The organism is Chitinimonas naiadis (assembly GCF_054780835.1).
In genome coordinates, this window is sequence record NZ_BAAGVO010000007.1 from 434,300 (window position 1) to 449,044 (window position 14,745).

A 14,745-nucleotide genomic window follows, 5' to 3' on the forward strand; every position below is an offset into this window, starting at 1 on the left:
GTTGGCGACGCCCGGTATACTTGTCGGTTTCAAGCCTTACCTAGATACCGACATGCCTGTCCTCATAGTTGAAAATGCCTGCCTGGCCTTTGGTCACGTCCCCCTGCTGGATCACGCCGATTTCGTGCTGGAACCCGGAGAACGTGTCGGCCTGATCGGTCGCAACGGGGCGGGCAAGTCGTCGCTTCTGAAAGCCATCGCTGGCGTGACCAAGCTCGATGATGGTCAGATCCGGGTTTCCAATTCGCAGCGCGTGGCCTATGTGCCGCAGGAGCCGCCGATGGATCCCGAGGCGACGGTATTCGACGCCGTGGCCGAAGGGTTGGGCGACCTAAAGCAGATCATCAAGGACTACCATGCTGCCGCTCATGCTGCCGAGCATGATCCCGCCGCGCTGGACCGGATGATGGAATTGCAGCATGAGCTGGAAATTCGTGACGGCTGGCGCCTCGATTCCTTGGTATCCGGTACCTTGAGTCATCTGGGCCTGCCGGCCGATAAGAAAATCGGCGAGCTGTCCGGTGGCTGGAAGAAGCGCGTTGCGCTGGCGCGTGCCCTGGTCTCCGAGCCGGAACTGTTGCTGCTGGATGAGCCGACCAACCACCTTGACCTGTCGGCGATCGAGTGGCTGGAAGGCCTGATCCGCAATTTTGCCGGCGCCGTGCTGCTGATCACCCATGACCGGCGCTTCCTCGATAACGTTTCCACGCGCATCATCGAACTGGATCGCGGCAATCTGAGCAGCTTCCCAGGTAACTTCACTACTTACCAGGAGCGCAAGGCGGAAATGCTGGCGCAGGAGGCCGTGGAGAACCAGAAGTTCGACAAGTACCTGGCGCAGGAAGAAGTCTGGATACGGCAAGGCATCAAGGCCCGCCGTACCCGTAATGAAGGCCGTGTTCGTCGCCTGGAACAATTGCGACGAGATCGCGCTGCGCGTCGCGAACGGGTTGGCAATGTGCAGTTCTCGCTCGACTCCGGAGAGCGTAGCGGCAAGCTGATCGCGGAGCTCGAGAATGTCAGCAAGGGCTATGACGGCCGCACGCTGATTCGTGATTTCAGCAGCCGTATCCTGCGCGGTGACAAGATAGGTCTTGTCGGCCCCAACGGTGCCGGCAAGACCACCCTGCTGAAGCTGATCCTGGGCGAGCTGCAGCCTGACAGTGGCACGGTACAGCAAGGCAGCAAGCAAGAAATTGCCTACTTTGACCAGTTCCGTTCGGCCCTGCCGGAAGATATGGCGATCTGTGACGTGATCAGCCCGGGTAGCGATTTCGTGGTGATCGGCAACGAGAAGAAGCACGTCATCAGCTATCTGGAAGATTTCCTGTTTGCGCCGCAACGTGCCCGTAGCCCGGTGAAGTCCTTGTCGGGTGGCGAGCGTGCCCGCCTGCTGCTGGCGCGTCTGTTTACCCAGCCTGCCAACATCCTGGTGCTCGACGAACCGACCAATGACCTCGATATCGACACGCTTGAACTGCTGGAGGAATTGCTTGCGAACTACGCTGGCACCGTGTTTCTGGTCAGCCATGACCGGACCTTCCTCGATAACGTCGTGACCCAGGTCATTGCGTTTGAAGGCGACGGTACTCTGATCGAGAATCCGGGAGGCTACGACGACTGGATGGTCGCCCGTGCTCGCATGCAGGCTGCTGCCAAGGCCCCTGTTGCCAAGGTAGAGCCGGCAAAGCCGGCGGCTGCAGCCCCGCGGACGAATAAGCCCACCAAGATGAGCTTCAACGAAACCCGTGAGCTGGAGCAGTTGCCGAAGGAGATTGAAGCGCTGGAGGCGGAGCAGGCGGACCTGCAGGAGCGTCTGCTGGATCCGAATGTCTATCGCAATGCACCGGTTGATGCTGCGACCTGGCAGGCCCGGATCGATGAGATCGACATGGCGGTGCTCGACAAGATGGAACGTTGGGAGTCGCTGGAAAAGAAACGCCTCGGCGAAAGCTGATCGACGGTGGACTTAGGCGGCTCAGGGCAGTAACGGCAGCCGCTTGAGTATCCGCTCGTATTCGCCATTGCGGCGGATTTCGGCCAGACCCTGGTTGAAGTCCGTCACTAGCTTCTCATAGCCTTTCCTCTGTTTCGCGATGCCCAGGTAAAGCGGCATGGTCAGTACCGGCGGCTCCAGCCACATCACCCTCGCCGATGCGGCCGGTAGCTCCTTGCGCAGCAACCAATTGCCCACAGCGCGATCTATCAGTACCAGATCAAGGCGGGCAGCATCTAGTTTGCGCAGGTTGGTCAGGTCATCCACCGCGTCTTCGGTCCGCAAGGCGGCCGCTTCGAACGCGGGTGGGTTGGCGTAGCCCCGGACCGTGCCGATCAGGCGGGTCTGCAGACTTTGCAGATTGCTGACATTGAGTTCGGCATCGCGTCGCCCGTAGAAACCCAGATGGGTATCGATCACCGGCGAGGAATAGGCCAGGAATTTTTCGCGGTCTGCCTGGTACCAGACGGCCACCACGCCATCGTACTTGCCTGCAGAGACCTCCCTCATCAGACGCGCCCAAGGCCGGAACACCAGCGTCAGGTCGTAACCGGCTGACTTGAAGGCTGCGCGTGACAAGGCTGCCACCGTCCCTTCTTCCGGCAGGCTTTCCGAAAAGTAAGGTGGGTAGTCGGTCGAAACAAAGACCAAGGGCTTGCCTGCCTGGGCAGTGGCGGGCATCAGTCCCAACAGCGCGGTAATCAGTAGCAAGCGTCTCATCAGTTTGCGGGCACGCGGTGGGAGGCTATCTCAAGTATTAGTCTATCCAAGCGATTGCTGATCGACCAAGTTGGTTTACGCGTTCTCCATAAGATTGTCCTGACCGTCATGCCCGCTATGGGCATGATTTCAAGTGCATCCCGTGCGCCACAAATCGACTTTAGTGGTGCAGTGGCCTACAATCGCGCCCTTTTCTCATTGAATTCAGGCAGCTAGCCATGTCGCCCATCGCTCAGGAAGTCGCCCGTCGACGCACTTTCGGCATCATCTCCCACCCGGATGCCGGTAAAACGACGCTGACCGAGAAACTGTTGTATTTCTCGGGTGCCATCCAAATGGCTGGCACGGTCAAAGGCAAGAAGACCGGCAAGTTCGCGACGTCCGACTGGATGGAGATCGAAAAGCAGCGCGGCATCTCGGTGGCTTCGTCGGTGATGCAGTTCGATTATCGTGAGCATGTCATCAACCTGCTCGACACCCCGGGCCACCAAGACTTCTCGGAAGATACCTATCGTGTGCTGACTGCGGTGGACAGCGCCCTGATGGTGATCGATGCGGCCAAGGGCGTGGAAGAGCAGACCATCAAGCTGCTCAATGTCTGCCGGCTGCGCGACACACCCATCGTCACCTTCATGAACAAGTACGACCGTGAAGTCAGGGACTCGCTGGAGTTGCTGGACGAGGTGGAGAGCGTACTCAAGATCCAGTGTGCCCCCATTACCTGGCCGATTGGCATGGGCAAGACCTTCCGCGGTGTGTACCACATCCTCAAGGACGAGATCCTGCTGTTCTCCCCCGGCGAGGATCGCAATATCGAGGATGTCGAGGTCATCAAGGGCATCGATAACCCCCGACTGGACGAACTGTTCCCGCTGGAAATCGAGCAGACCCGCATGGAGCTGGAACTGGTTCGCGGTGCATCGCATCCGTTCGAGCTGGATGCCTTCCTTGCCGGTACACAGACCCCCGTATTCTTCGGCTCCGCCATCAACAACTTTGGCGTGCGCGAGATTCTCAATGCGCTGATCGACTGGGCGCCGGCACCGCAACATCGCGATGCAACCGTACGTGATGTGAAGCCTGATGAAGAAAAGTTCTCCGGCTTCGTCTTCAAGATCCAGGCCAATATGGATCCCAAGCATCGCGACCGGATCGCCTTCCTGCGCGTCTGCTCCGGCAAGTTCGAGCGCGGCATGAAAATGAAGCACCTGCGACTGGATCGTGATGTCGCGGCCAACTCGGTCGTGACCTTCATGGCGGCCAGTCGTGAGCAGGTCGAAGAAGCTTACGCAGGCGATATCATCGGCGTGCCCAACCATGGGAATATCCAGATTGGTGATAGCTTCACCGAGGGTGAGAAGCTGGCCTTTACCGGTATCCCTTACTTCGCCCCTGAGCTATTCCGTACGGTGCGTATCCGTAACCCACTCAAGCTCAAGCAGCTCCAAAAAGGTCTGCAACAGTTGGGCGAAGAAGGTGCGGTCCAGGTCTTCAAGCCATTGAGCGGCGCAGACATGATCCTGGGTGCCGTGGGCGTACTGCAGTACGAAGTGGTTAAGAGCCGGCTGGAAAACGAATACGGTGTAGACGCGGTCTTCGAGAGTTGTGCCATCCATAGCGCACGTTGGGTGAGCTGTGAAGATGCCCGTATGCTGGTCGATTTCGAAAAGAGCCTGATCCTCAACCTGGCGCGTGACGCTGCGGACAATCTGACCTACCTCGCGCCGAACCGCGTGAACCTGCAACTGGCGGAAGAGCGCTGGCCCAAGGTGCGCTTCCATGCCACGCGTGAGCACTCTGCCAAGCTGTGATCGCAGGCAGGATGTCTCCATGAATAAAGCCGCCCTTGAGGCGGCTTTATTCATAGCGGCCTGCTAAGGCCGGAGCGAGGTGCTACTGACGGATGAAACCATCCAGTCCGCGCATGGTGCTATCGAGCGTGCCCACGGCATTGGCAATGGCTTCGGCCGACGAGCTGGCGTTGACCATGCTGGCACGAAGTTCGGCGATATCGGCGGCGATCGCCTGAAATTGCCCTGATTGACGTGCCTCATTATGAGCGACATCACCAATCAGGTTGTTGACGCGCTTCGCCCCCGCAATGATCTTGTCGAGACGCTGGCTGGCTTCGGTCGCGCTTGCGCTGATTTCGCCCATACGCTGCTTGCCGTCTTGCATCGCCGACATGGCCTGGCCTGTTCCCGTCAGGATGGCACCGATCTTGGTCTCGATCTCGCGAGTGGCCGTACTGGTCCGCTCAGCCAGTTTTCGTACTTCGTCGGCGACGACCGCAAAGCCACGGCCCTGCTCACCGGCCCGTGCGGCTTCAATGGCGGCATTGAGAGCCAGCAGGTTGGTCTGATCGGCAATTTCGCGGATGACCTGGACAATGTTGCCGATCTCGTCGCTACGCTTGGCCAACTCTTCAATACGCGTGGCAGAGTCGCTGACGACACTGGAAGCCTTTTCCAGGCTCTGCAGTGTCTTTGTCATGGCAATGCCCCCCTCGCCTGCCAGGCGGCCGGCTTCCTGGGCTTCTGCGGCTGCCTGACCGGATTGCGCTGCACTACGGACTGTGACTGCGGCGATCTCGTCCACGATGCGTGCCATCTGGTCAGCTTCTACCGCCTGCTGGCGCATGGTCTGGCTGATCGAGGCGGTGCTTTGGCTGATCTGTGCGGTTTCCTTGGATGCGGTGCCAATGGCGCCGGTGACCTCACCAAACAACTGCTGCATGGCGGTTCGTCCGAGCTCTGCATCCTGCCGTGCCTGCTCGGTCTTCTCCACGCTCTTGAGCTTACCGAACTCGAACACCAGCGCGAGGGAGAAGATCACGATCGTGAGGCCCATCAGCGACCGGAACTGGAGCTGTGGATGCAGCTCCGGTCCGAGTGGGCTGTGCGGCAAAGCCCAGCCGTGCTTGTGGGCAAGGAAGAAGAGTACGATCGCCAGTAGCGAGCAGCCGCTCCAGAACATGCCGCTCTTCCTGCCGCCAATGAACATGGAGGCGATCGGTACCAGCAGGAACCAGGGTGACGACGAGGACTCGATGCCGCCGTTGACGTAGCACATCCAGAGCACCATGCCGAAGAACACCGCAATGGCGTATTCGCGTACGAGCATCAACAGGCCGGTGAGCTTCATCAGGAATGCGGCGCTCAGCATCAGCAGCCCGGCCGTCAGGATGCCAATGCCCATGGCGCTGTGGCCAAGCTTGAAGTAATTGATCGCGAAGATGGGGACGAAGATGGCTGCCAGCAGGGTGGCGCCAATGATGTTGCGCGCCCGGCTGAAGTCGAGCGGGTTTTGCCGGATGGCATCCGGAATGAACCAGTCTAGGGCGTTACTGAAGGTGGTGCCGATGGTCATGCTGTCTCCTTGGCCGCATGGTTTGCAGTCTCGCGGCCATATTAAAGCAAGCGCTTGAATGAATCACGCATGACGCAACACAAGGGCGAGGCGAAAAAAAATGGCCTGGCTGATTTAGCCGGGCCATTAAAGATACAAAGGAGAATAGAGGAGAAACATCGAATGAGTGCACACTGCACACATCGATATTAGTATTTTCTTTTATTGGTACGGCCGTGTCAATTTGTATTTTTGTACGGATGTACTGATCTGATCCGAATGAGACAGCTAGCCGTAAGGTGGCGGGGATAGGCGGTATAATCGTGTTTTGCCGAACCCGTTTATCCCGCCTATGCAAGCCCTGCCCCTCTTGTCCGATCCGCGCCGCTACGGCGCCGAGCCCTCCGCCTTGCTTCATACGCTTGCTGCCGCCCTGCTCAATGAGCGCGATCTGGGCCGCCTGGTTGCCGCAGAAGCAGCGCTTGATCAGGAGCTGGAACGCCTGTTGCAGCAAAGCGAAGACGCCGCCATCGCGACGGCGCTGTCCAGTGCGCCCGGCGTGGCCGTATTGCGGTTGCTGAGTGAGCGTCTGCGCGTGGCCGTTGAACGGCCCGCAGCGAGTCGCACGCAGCATGCAGTCATCTTCGCCTTGCCGCTCGTTGTCGTGGCGGGTGTACGTGGCAAGCATGTGATCGACGGCAAGCTGCCTGATATCGCTGCGGTACAGGCCTTACTGACCGAGCATGGCCTATTGAAGGCGGGGGCTGATATTTCCCTTTCCAGCAAGCTGCTCGACCGCGATCAATTGCTGAGTATCCAGCCCAGCCAACTGAGCCGCTGGCGGGACGTCCTGCAGTATGCGTCCGGCGGTTTGCCGCATGAGCTGCAGCCCTCGCCTATCCAGGTCGATGGTGATGGCGTCTATCTGCGCTACTTGGTCGGTGTTGCCATGCAACCCGCCGATGAGGCGCCGGTCGTGCAACTGAACGCACCGCCCGGTGCGTGGGCAATGGCATTGACGAAGCTACTGGGCGAACAGCTCAAGCATGACGCCATGACGCTTTTCCCCCTGCCGCGTTCGCCGCAGGCCTGGTTAGCCGCCCTGGACGATGGGCGCGTCGCCCAGCAGGAAATCCGCTTCCAGGTTTTTGCCAGCAATACCTTGCGCAAGCTGCGCGAAGCTGGCGAAACACCGGTGGCCGTACTGTCCAGCCATGACAGCGGCGAATTACGGGTGACCCTTGGTGCGGAAAAAAATGGCGAGGAATGGGCCGGGTTCATCTGGCCGCTCGGTCCGCTGGATCGGGTCGATGCCATCCAGCACATGATGGTTGAGCTGCTGCGCGAGTGCCATCATGACGACATCCGGGTATTGCCGGGCATCTTGCCGACCGTAAAGGACAACCTGCCCTACTTCCCCTTGCCGACAGAACTGCCAGAGACCGCGACGAGGCACTAATGAGCTACTTCAAGCATCACGTCTTCTTCTGTACCAACCAGCGTCCCAATGGTGAAAGCTGCTGCGCCGATTTTGCTGCCAGCGACATGCATAGCTATGCCAAGAACCGCGTCAAGGAACTGGGGCTGGCGGGCGAAGGCAAGGTACGGACCAATAAGGCCGGCTGCCTTGATCGCTGCGCCCTGGGCCCCGTCATGGTCATCTATCCCGACAACGTCTGGTACCAGTACGTCGACAAGGAAGACGTGGAAGAGATTATCCAGGAGCATCTGGTCCACGGCCGGGAAGTGGCCCGCCTGAAGATCTGAACGATGAAGTCACCGCAATTTCAGACTGTTGATATTCCTGGTCCGCAAGGCCGGCTGGATACCCTGCTGCTCGACAGTGCGCTCGATGAGGGCGTTCGGGGGGTGGTCCTGATCGCCCACCCCAATCCGACTCAGGGCGGTACCAATACCAACAAGGTCGTGCAGACACTGGCGAAGGTGTTTTCGCGCCAGGGCTACGCCGCCTATTGCCCCAACCTGCGTGGCGTGGGCAATAGCGAGGGCGAGCATGACTTTGGCGCGGGAGAGGTCGATGACATGGCCGCAGTGCTGGACTATGCGCGCAATGCCTATCCTGGCTTGCCCGTGATCCTCGCTGGTTTCTCCTTCGGCACCTTTGTGCAGTCGCAGCTGCGGGCGCGCCTGGCAGAAGGTGAGATAAGCCGTCTGGTACTGATTGCACCAGCGACCAGCAAGTGGGCCTTCCCGACCGTGCCGGCTGACACGCTGGTCGTTCATGGCGAGCAGGACGACGTTGCCCCGCTGGCTGCCGCACTGGATTGGGCCCGGCCGCAAAGCCTCCCGCTGGTTGTCGTCCCCGGTGCGGGTCACTTCTTTCACGGCAAACTGCCCTTGCTGACCGATATCGTCAACCGCAGTTTCTGATTCCGGCTCAAGAGTCTGCCATGCAATTACGCGCTGACCTGTTCTCCCCCACGCTGCTATGGGTCGGCAACGCCCTGGTCGTGGCTGTCCTGGCATGGCGGTCTCGCCAGATTGCCTGGCGTAGCCTGCCCCAGGCGCAACTGACGGGTTGGCTCGGGGCCAGCACGCTGATCGCCGTGCTGTGGCAGTTTGCTGCCAGTGTCAAACCCGGCATCAGCTTCCATTTACTGGGGGCATCTGCGCTTACCCTGATCGCGGGACGCGACAAAGCCCTGCTTGGTCTTGCCGCCGTTGTGTTGGCCAGTTGTGCCAATGGTAGCGGCGATTGGCTGAGTGCGGGCTGGAGCTGGCTGCTGGGGCCTTTGCCGGCGGTATTGGTGGCAGAGTGTCTATTGCGGCTCAGTCGGCGCTACCTGCCAACGAACTATTTCAGCTATTTCTTTGCCAATGCCTTCTTTGGCGCGGCGATCAGTTTCTGCACTGCAGCCCTCGGTCTGTTGAGTTTTCATGCCCTGATCGGCAGCTATGCCCTGGACTATCTGATCGATGAGGCCCTGCCCTACTACCTGCTGTTCAGTTGGTCGGAGGCCTTTACGACTGGCATGGTCATGGCGGTGCTGGTGATCTATCGACCTCAGTGGGTGGAAAGTTTTGACGACCAGGCCTATTTGCAAGGCTGACGCAGCTAACGCCCGCCCCAACTCCAGCCCCGGTACTGCATGACATTATCGCGGGTCACCAGGCTGGTCGGCATGAGCAAGGTCGCCTTGGCTGGCCGTTTTCCCTGCAGCAGTTCATAACCCACCAGTACGGCCCGGTCTGCCATCTGGTAAGGGTCCTGGCTGGCGGAGGCTCGGATCAGGCTGTCGGACTTCAGGGCCTGTTCGATATCGGGAGCGCCGTCGACCGAGGCAATCAACAACTGCCGCTTTCCCATGCGTCTTGCTGCCATATCGGCGCCGATGGCCTGGCGGTCGTTGACGGTAAAAACGGCGTCGACCGTGGGGAAGCGCTTCAGATGGGCCAGCATCAACTGCATGCCGCCCCAGCGCGATCCCTTGCCATCCTCCGTGTCCGACAGCACCTTGATGCCGGGATAGTGATGCAAGGCATCGTGACAGCCCGCAATGCGGTCGGTAACGGAGGAAATCTGCGGACCATTCTGCATAATCAGGCTGCCCTGCCCCTTGAGTGCATTGGCCAGGAAGGTGCAGGCCAGCTCCCCGGCCTGTCGGCTATCGGTCCGCACATAGGCGTCTGCGCCATCCGCCTCGACATCCACTGCCACGACGATGATCCCGGCTGCCCGCGCTGCTGCAACGGTGTCGGCGATTTTGCGGCGATCTGCGGCGGTGATCAGGATCAGGTCAACGCGCTGGGCGATCAATTGTTGGATATGGGCGATCTGTCGATCTGCCGAATACTCGTTGGCCAGGGTCGTCAGTTTGACCGATGGATTGATATTGCGCGCCTTGGCCTCTGCCCCTTTGACGAGTGCAACATAGAACGGATTTTCCAGTGAGGCGATACTGAGGGCAATAGAGCCGAGCGGGCGTGGCTTATCCACCGCTGACGCAAACCCGGCCGCAGCCAGCCAGGCTGCCCAAGCGACAAATCTGCAAACCATGCCTGTCACCTCTTATAGGTTCTTATCGTCGCTGATTTAAATGTAGCTGTTCTCCAAGGCTTTGACAGGCAATAAAAAACCCCGCCTTGGGCGGGGTTTCTGAACTGCGGCGGACCTTGATTACAGCGCGCCGGCGTTCTCTGCCAGGTACTTGGCAACACCTGCAGCGTCGGCCTTCATGCCGGCCTTACCCTTGTTCCAGCCTGCCGGGCAGACTTCGCCGTGTTCTTCGGTGAACTGCAGGGCGTCGACGACGCGCAGCATTTCATCGATATCACGACCCAGGGGAAGGTTGTTCACGACCTGGTGTTGAACCACGCCGTTCTTGTCGATCAGGAAGGAGCCGCGCAGGGCAACGCCATCAGCGTGCTCGACATCGAACGCCTTGCAGATTTCGTGCTTGACGTCGGCTACCAGCGTGTAGCGAACCGGGCCGATACCGCCCTTGTCCACCGGGGTGTTACGCCAGGCGCTATGGGTGAACTGGCTGTCGATCGACACGCCGATCACTTCCACATTGCGGCTCTTGAACTCTTCAACGCGATGGTCGAAGGCGATCAGTTCCGACGGGCAGACGAAGGTGAAGTCCAGCGGGTAGAAGAACACGACTGCGTACTTGCCCTTGGTCGCTGCACTGAAAGTGTAGTTCTCGACAATCTCACCATTGCCCAGTACTGCAGCTGCGGTGAAATCCGGTGCTTGCTTGTTTACGAGGACGGCCATATCGGTTCTCCTGATTTAGGTTAGACAAAGACGCTCAAATTTAGGCCTGATGCGGCGTTGCGTCCAATTGAATCAGTACAACATTGCAATAGATAACACCTATCGACATGATCAATCACTTAAGATGGGTCTTGCACCGGTAGCTACCATGCCATCACTCGGCATGACCGTAACCGCGCCTTGAGGACCGATCTGTCGCAATGTCCCTCAGCGCCGTTGCAAGCGCATGACGCTGCGGGAATCGGAATCAGCGCTTAAGCGCGGCAAAGGCCGACGCCATCGCCGTATCGGCCTGCGGCTGTCGCTCCTGACGCTTCTGGCCGGTGGCTGCGGGCGATCGTGAATTCCCGCGTGGCTCGGCACTCGGCGTATCGTCCAGCCGCATGGTCAGGGCGATGCGCTGGCGCTTCACATCCACTTCCAGCACCTTCACCTTGACGACATCACCCGCCTTGACCACGTCGCGCGGGTCCTTGACGAACTTGTTCGCCAAGGCAGAGACATGCACCAACCCGTCCTGGTGCACACCGATATCAACGAAGGCGCCAAAGGCAGCCACATTGCTGACGACCCCTTCCAGGATCATGCCGGGTTGCAAGTCCTTGATATCTTCCACGCCATCCTGGAAATTGGCTGTCTTGAACTCCGGGCGCGGATCGCGGCCGGGCTTGTCGAGTTCCGCCAGAATGTCGCGTACGGTCGGCAAGCCAAAGCGCTCATCGGTGTATTCGCTGGCATTGAGTTGCTTCAGGAAGCTCGAGTCCCCCAAGACCGACTTCATATCACGGCGACTGTTGAGCAGAATCTTCTCTACCACCGGATAGGCTTCCGGGTGCACGGACGAGGCATCAAGGGGGTTACTACCGTTCATGACCCGCAGGAAGCCCGCAGCCTGTTCAAACGTCTTGTCGCCGAGCCGCGGTACCGCTTTGAGATCGGTGCGGCTCAGAAAAGCGCCATTGGCGTCACGATGGGCGACGATATTAGCTGCCAGCGTGGGTGTCAGGCCGGATACCCGGGCCAGCAAGGCGCTGGAGGCCATGTTCACATCTACACCGACGGCGTTCACACAATCCTCCACCACGGCGTCGAGCGAGCGTGCCAGCTCCCCTTGGTTCAGGTCATGTTGGTACTGGCCAACCCCGATCGCCTTGGGGTCGATCTTCACCAACTCGGCCAGTGGGTCCTGCAGGCGGCGGGCAATCGATACCGCGCCACGCAGGCTGACATCCAGTGCCGGGAATTCCTTGGCTGCGAGTTCGGATGCGGAATACACCGAAGCGCCGGCTTCCGACACCACGATCTTCTGCATCTTGAGTTCCGGATGCAGCTTGATCAGCTCGGCTGCCAGCTTGTCGGTCTCACGGCTGGCCGTGCCGTTGCCGATGGCGATCAACTCGACCTGATACTGCTTGGCGAGGCGAGCCAGGGAGTGCAGGCTGCCATTCCAGTCGTTGCGCGGCACGTGCGGATAGATGGTGTCGGTTGCCACCAGCTTGCCGGTGCGATCCACCACCGCCACCTTTACGCCGGTACGCAGGCCCGGATCGAGGCCGAGTGTGGCACGTGGGCCTGCCGGTGCAGCCAGCAGCAAGTCCTTGAGATTGCTGGCGAAAACCTTGATCGCATCGCCTTCTGCTGCTTCACGGATGCGGTTGGTCAGCTCGACTTCCAGTGACAGGAATATCTTGGCGCGCCAGGCAAGCCGCACTCCGTCGAGCAGCCAACGGTCCGCCGCCCTGCCCTGGTCGCGGATATTGAAACGCATGGCGACACGGGTTTCGCCCACGCTGGCGCGCCCGGGTACCGGTTCGGCCTCCTCGGGAAGGACGAGCGTGAAGTTCAGTACGCCTTCGTTACGGCCGCGCAGTATGGCCAGCACGCGATGCGAAGGGGCCTTGGCCAGCGGCTCGCGATGATCAAAATAGTCGGCAAACTTGGTGCCCTCTTCGCGTTTGGCCTCATCGGCCAGGCTGACGACGATCTCGGCGCGGCTCCAGAGCATTTCCCGCAACTCGCCTAGCAGCGTCGCGTCCTCCGCATACTGCTCGATCAGGATATGCCGTGCGCCATCCAGGGCGGCCTTGGTATCCGGCACCCCCTTCTCTTCGCTCAGGTAGGCCGTGGCTTCAGCCTCCGGGTTCAGGGTCGGGTTGGCGAGCAAGGCCTCGGCCAATGATGCCAGACCTGCCTCGCGGGCGATCTGGGCCCGTGTACGGCGCTTTTGCTTGTAGGGCAGGTAGAGATCTTCCAGCCGTTGCTTGTTGTCGGCACCGAGGAATTCGGCATGCAGCTCCGGCGTCAGCTTGCCCTGCTCCTGCACCGATGCCACCACGGCGGCACGCCGTTCTTCCAGCTCCCGCAGGTAGCGCAGGCGTTCTTCCAGATGGCGCAGCTGCGTGTCATCCAGGCCGCCGGTGACTTCCTTGCGGTAACGCGCGATAAACGGGACGGTGGCACCCTCGTCCAGCAGGGTGACCGTTGCGGTGACCTGGCTGGCGTGGCAATTGAGTTCCTGAGCGATACGGAGTTCGATGGATGGCAGCATGGGGCAATCTGGAAAGGCACGGCCCGACGTCAGACGCCGGGCCGTAGGGGTTTGATACAGAGAGGATTATTTGTCGAGCAGTATGCGCAAGGTACGACGCAGCGGCTCGGCGGCACCCCACAGCAACTGGTCACCGCACACGAAAGCCGATACATACTCGGGACCCATGTTCAGCTTGCGGACGCGGCCGACAGCGATATCGAGCTTGCCGGTAACGGCGGTCGGCGTCAGTTCCTGGACGGTGACGGCTCGGTCATTGGGGACAAACTTGACCCACTGGTTGTTGCCCTTGATCAGCGATTCGATCTCGGCAAGCGGCAAGTCCTTGTTCAGCTTGAGTGTCAGCGCGAGGCTGTGGCAACGCATGGCACCGATACGCACACACAGGCCATCTACCGGAATCGCCTTGCTGTTGCCCAGGATCTTGTTGACCTCGGCCTGGCCCTTCCATTCTTCTTTGGATTGACCATTGTCGAGTTGCTTGTCGATCCAGGGGATCAGGCTACCCGCCAGCGGTGCACCGAAGTGTTCGGTCGGCAGGCTGTCCGCGCGCATGGTTTCTGCCACGCGACGATCGATTTCCAGGATGGCCGATGCCGGATCTTCGAGCAGATGGGCAACCGACGCATTCAGGGCACCCATCTGGGTCAGCAACTCGCGCATGTGCTGCGCACCGCCGCCCGATGCAGCCTGGTAGGTCATGGACGAAACCCACTCCACCAACCCCGCCTTGAACAGACCACCCACGCCCATCAACAGGATGGAGTTGGTGCAGTTACCACCGATGAAGTCCTTGCCACCCTTGGCAATCGAGGTCTTGATGCCATCAAGGTTGATGGGGTCCAGCACAATCACCGCACCGTCTGCCATACGCAGCGTGGAGGCGGCGTCGATCCAGTAGCCATTCCAGCCAGCAGCGCGCAGTTGCGGATGGATCTCGGTGGTGTAGTCACCACCCTGGCAGGTGATGATGACGTCCATGCCCTTCAGGTCTGCGATGGACTTCGCGTCCTTGAGTGGCGCACTGCCGCGGCCAACATCAGGGCCTGCACCGCCGACATTCGAGGTGGTAAAGAACACCGGGTCCACATGGGCGAAGTCATTCTCTTCGCGCATTCTTTGCATCAGCACGGAACCGACCATCCCGCGCCAACCGACCAAACCGACTTTCAACATGATTGCGTTTCCTATGATCCAGTTTTAAGTGAAGCCTCATACCCTGGATCGGCAATACTTGCTGGCAGCCCGCGGCTCCATGAGCCGGGCGCAATACGCCATCAAAGCCTCGAGTTGAGGAATCAAGAGTTTACCGCATGACGAGCCCGTCATGGGTATTTAGCCAGGGTTGCGGCAGGAAGGGATTCTGCGGGCGAATGAGCCATTGCAGAATCC

At 59.9% G+C, this 14,745-nt stretch carries 12 protein-coding genes; 6 read left to right on the plus strand and 6 right to left on the minus strand.

All coding sequences use genetic code 11. The annotated features are described in order from the left end of the window. Positions 1-52: 52 nt before the first annotated feature. Positions 53-1,957 carry an ATP-binding cassette domain-containing protein gene (locus ACYVHK_RS22295; protein ID WP_460536746.1) on the plus strand — a complete coding sequence of 635 codons (1,905 nt, stop codon included), beginning with the start codon at positions 53-55 and terminating at the stop codon, positions 1,955-1,957. A gap of 21 nt (positions 1,958-1,978) precedes the next feature. Here ACYVHK_RS22295 and ACYVHK_RS22300 read toward each other — a convergent pair whose 3' ends face one another. Then, entirely contained in the window at positions 1,979-2,716 is a 738-nt protein-coding gene (locus ACYVHK_RS22300; protein ID WP_460536749.1) for a substrate-binding periplasmic protein, read from the minus strand. 218 nt (positions 2,717-2,934) lie between these two features. On the opposite strand from ACYVHK_RS22300, the gene ACYVHK_RS22305 reads away from it, so the two are divergent. Continuing rightward, entirely contained in the window at positions 2,935-4,527 is a 1,593-nt protein-coding gene (locus tag ACYVHK_RS22305; protein WP_460536751.1) for a peptide chain release factor 3, read from the plus strand. 82 nt (positions 4,528-4,609) lie between these two features. Here ACYVHK_RS22305 and ACYVHK_RS22310 read toward each other — a convergent pair whose 3' ends face one another. Continuing rightward, complete coding sequence (locus tag ACYVHK_RS22310) at positions 4,610-6,085, minus strand: methyl-accepting chemotaxis protein (protein ID WP_460536753.1); 1,476 nt, start codon at positions 6,083-6,085, stop codon at positions 4,610-4,612. 331 nt (positions 6,086-6,416) lie between these two features. Between ACYVHK_RS22310 and ACYVHK_RS22315 the strand changes: the two genes are divergently transcribed. From ACYVHK_RS22315 to ACYVHK_RS22330, 4 genes are read left to right on the plus strand one after another with little or no spacing between them, the layout of a single operon-like run. Continuing rightward, positions 6,417-7,523 (plus strand): hypothetical protein, encoded by a 1,107-nt coding sequence (locus ACYVHK_RS22315; RefSeq protein WP_460536755.1) that lies wholly within the window; start codon positions 6,417-6,419, stop codon positions 7,521-7,523. Further along, positions 7,523-7,831: a (2Fe-2S) ferredoxin domain-containing protein gene (locus ACYVHK_RS22320; RefSeq protein ID WP_460536757.1), complete on the plus strand. Its 309-nt coding sequence runs from the start codon at positions 7,523-7,525 to the stop codon at positions 7,829-7,831. The genes ACYVHK_RS22315 and ACYVHK_RS22320 overlap by 1 nt, the downstream gene beginning before the upstream one ends. 3 nt (positions 7,832-7,834) lie before the next feature. Then, on the plus strand, positions 7,835-8,455 hold the full coding sequence (locus tag ACYVHK_RS22325) for an alpha/beta hydrolase (protein WP_460536759.1): 621 nt from the start codon (positions 7,835-7,837) through the stop codon (positions 8,453-8,455). A gap of 20 nt (positions 8,456-8,475) precedes the next feature. Beyond that, a complete protein-coding gene (locus ACYVHK_RS22330) occupies positions 8,476-9,135 on the plus strand; it encodes an energy-coupling factor ABC transporter permease (protein ID WP_460536763.1) in 660 nt (219 codons plus the stop codon). Between the two features lie 5 nt (positions 9,136-9,140). On the opposite strand, the gene ACYVHK_RS22335 is transcribed toward ACYVHK_RS22330, so the two are convergent. The 4 genes from ACYVHK_RS22335 to asd all read right to left on the minus strand — a co-directional run bounded on the left by ACYVHK_RS22335 (position 9,141) and on the right by asd (position 14,529). Beyond that, the gene (locus ACYVHK_RS22335) at positions 9,141-10,082 is read right to left on the minus strand and encodes a substrate-binding domain-containing protein (RefSeq protein ID WP_460536765.1); all 942 of its coding nucleotides are present in this window, start codon (positions 10,080-10,082) and stop codon (positions 9,141-9,143) included. Positions 10,083-10,202: 120 nt separating this feature from the next. Next, positions 10,203-10,805 carry a peroxiredoxin gene (locus ACYVHK_RS22340; protein ID WP_460536767.1) on the minus strand — a complete coding sequence of 201 codons (603 nt, stop codon included), beginning with the start codon at positions 10,803-10,805 and terminating at the stop codon, positions 10,203-10,205. Positions 10,806-11,052: 247 nt separating this feature from the next. After that, complete coding sequence (locus tag ACYVHK_RS22345; RefSeq protein WP_460536769.1) at positions 11,053-13,353, minus strand: Tex family protein; 2,301 nt, start codon at positions 13,351-13,353, stop codon at positions 11,053-11,055. Between the two features lie 66 nt (positions 13,354-13,419). Beyond that, the gene (gene asd / locus ACYVHK_RS22350) at positions 13,420-14,529 is read right to left on the minus strand and encodes an aspartate-semialdehyde dehydrogenase (RefSeq protein WP_460536771.1); all 1,110 of its coding nucleotides are present in this window, start codon (positions 14,527-14,529) and stop codon (positions 13,420-13,422) included. Positions 14,530-14,745 lie beyond the last annotated feature (216 nt).

Excerpts from the sequence above, each read along its gene's own strand:
- ACYVHK_RS22340 (WP_460536767.1), bottom strand. The coding sequence starts at position 10,805 with ATGGCCGTCCTCGTAAACAAGCAAGCACCGGATTTCACCGCAGCTGCA.
- ACYVHK_RS22300 (WP_460536749.1), bottom strand. The coding sequence starts at position 2,716 with ATGAGACGCTTGCTACTGATTACCGCGCTGTTGGGACTGATGCCCGCC.
- ACYVHK_RS22305 (WP_460536751.1), top strand. The coding sequence starts at position 2,935 with ATGTCGCCCATCGCTCAGGAAGTCGCCCGTCGACGCACTTTCGGCATC.
- asd (WP_460536771.1), bottom strand. The coding sequence starts at position 14,529 with ATGTTGAAAGTCGGTTTGGTCGGTTGGCGCGGGATGGTCGGTTCCGTG.
- ACYVHK_RS22335 (WP_460536765.1), bottom strand. The coding sequence starts at position 10,082 with ATGGTTTGCAGATTTGTCGCTTGGGCAGCCTGGCTGGCTGCGGCCGGG.
- ACYVHK_RS22310 (WP_460536753.1), bottom strand. The coding sequence starts at position 6,085 with ATGACCATCGGCACCACCTTCAGTAACGCCCTAGACTGGTTCATTCCG.
- ACYVHK_RS22295 (WP_460536746.1), top strand. The coding sequence starts at position 53 with ATGCCTGTCCTCATAGTTGAAAATGCCTGCCTGGCCTTTGGTCACGTC.
- ACYVHK_RS22330 (WP_460536763.1), top strand. The coding sequence starts at position 8,476 with ATGCAATTACGCGCTGACCTGTTCTCCCCCACGCTGCTATGGGTCGGC.
- ACYVHK_RS22320 (WP_460536757.1), top strand. The coding sequence starts at position 7,523 with ATGAGCTACTTCAAGCATCACGTCTTCTTCTGTACCAACCAGCGTCCC.
- ACYVHK_RS22325 (WP_460536759.1), top strand. The coding sequence starts at position 7,835 with ATGAAGTCACCGCAATTTCAGACTGTTGATATTCCTGGTCCGCAAGGC.
- ACYVHK_RS22315 (WP_460536755.1), top strand. The coding sequence starts at position 6,417 with ATGCAAGCCCTGCCCCTCTTGTCCGATCCGCGCCGCTACGGCGCCGAG.
- ACYVHK_RS22345 (WP_460536769.1), bottom strand. The coding sequence starts at position 13,353 with ATGCTGCCATCCATCGAACTCCGTATCGCTCAGGAACTCAATTGCCAC.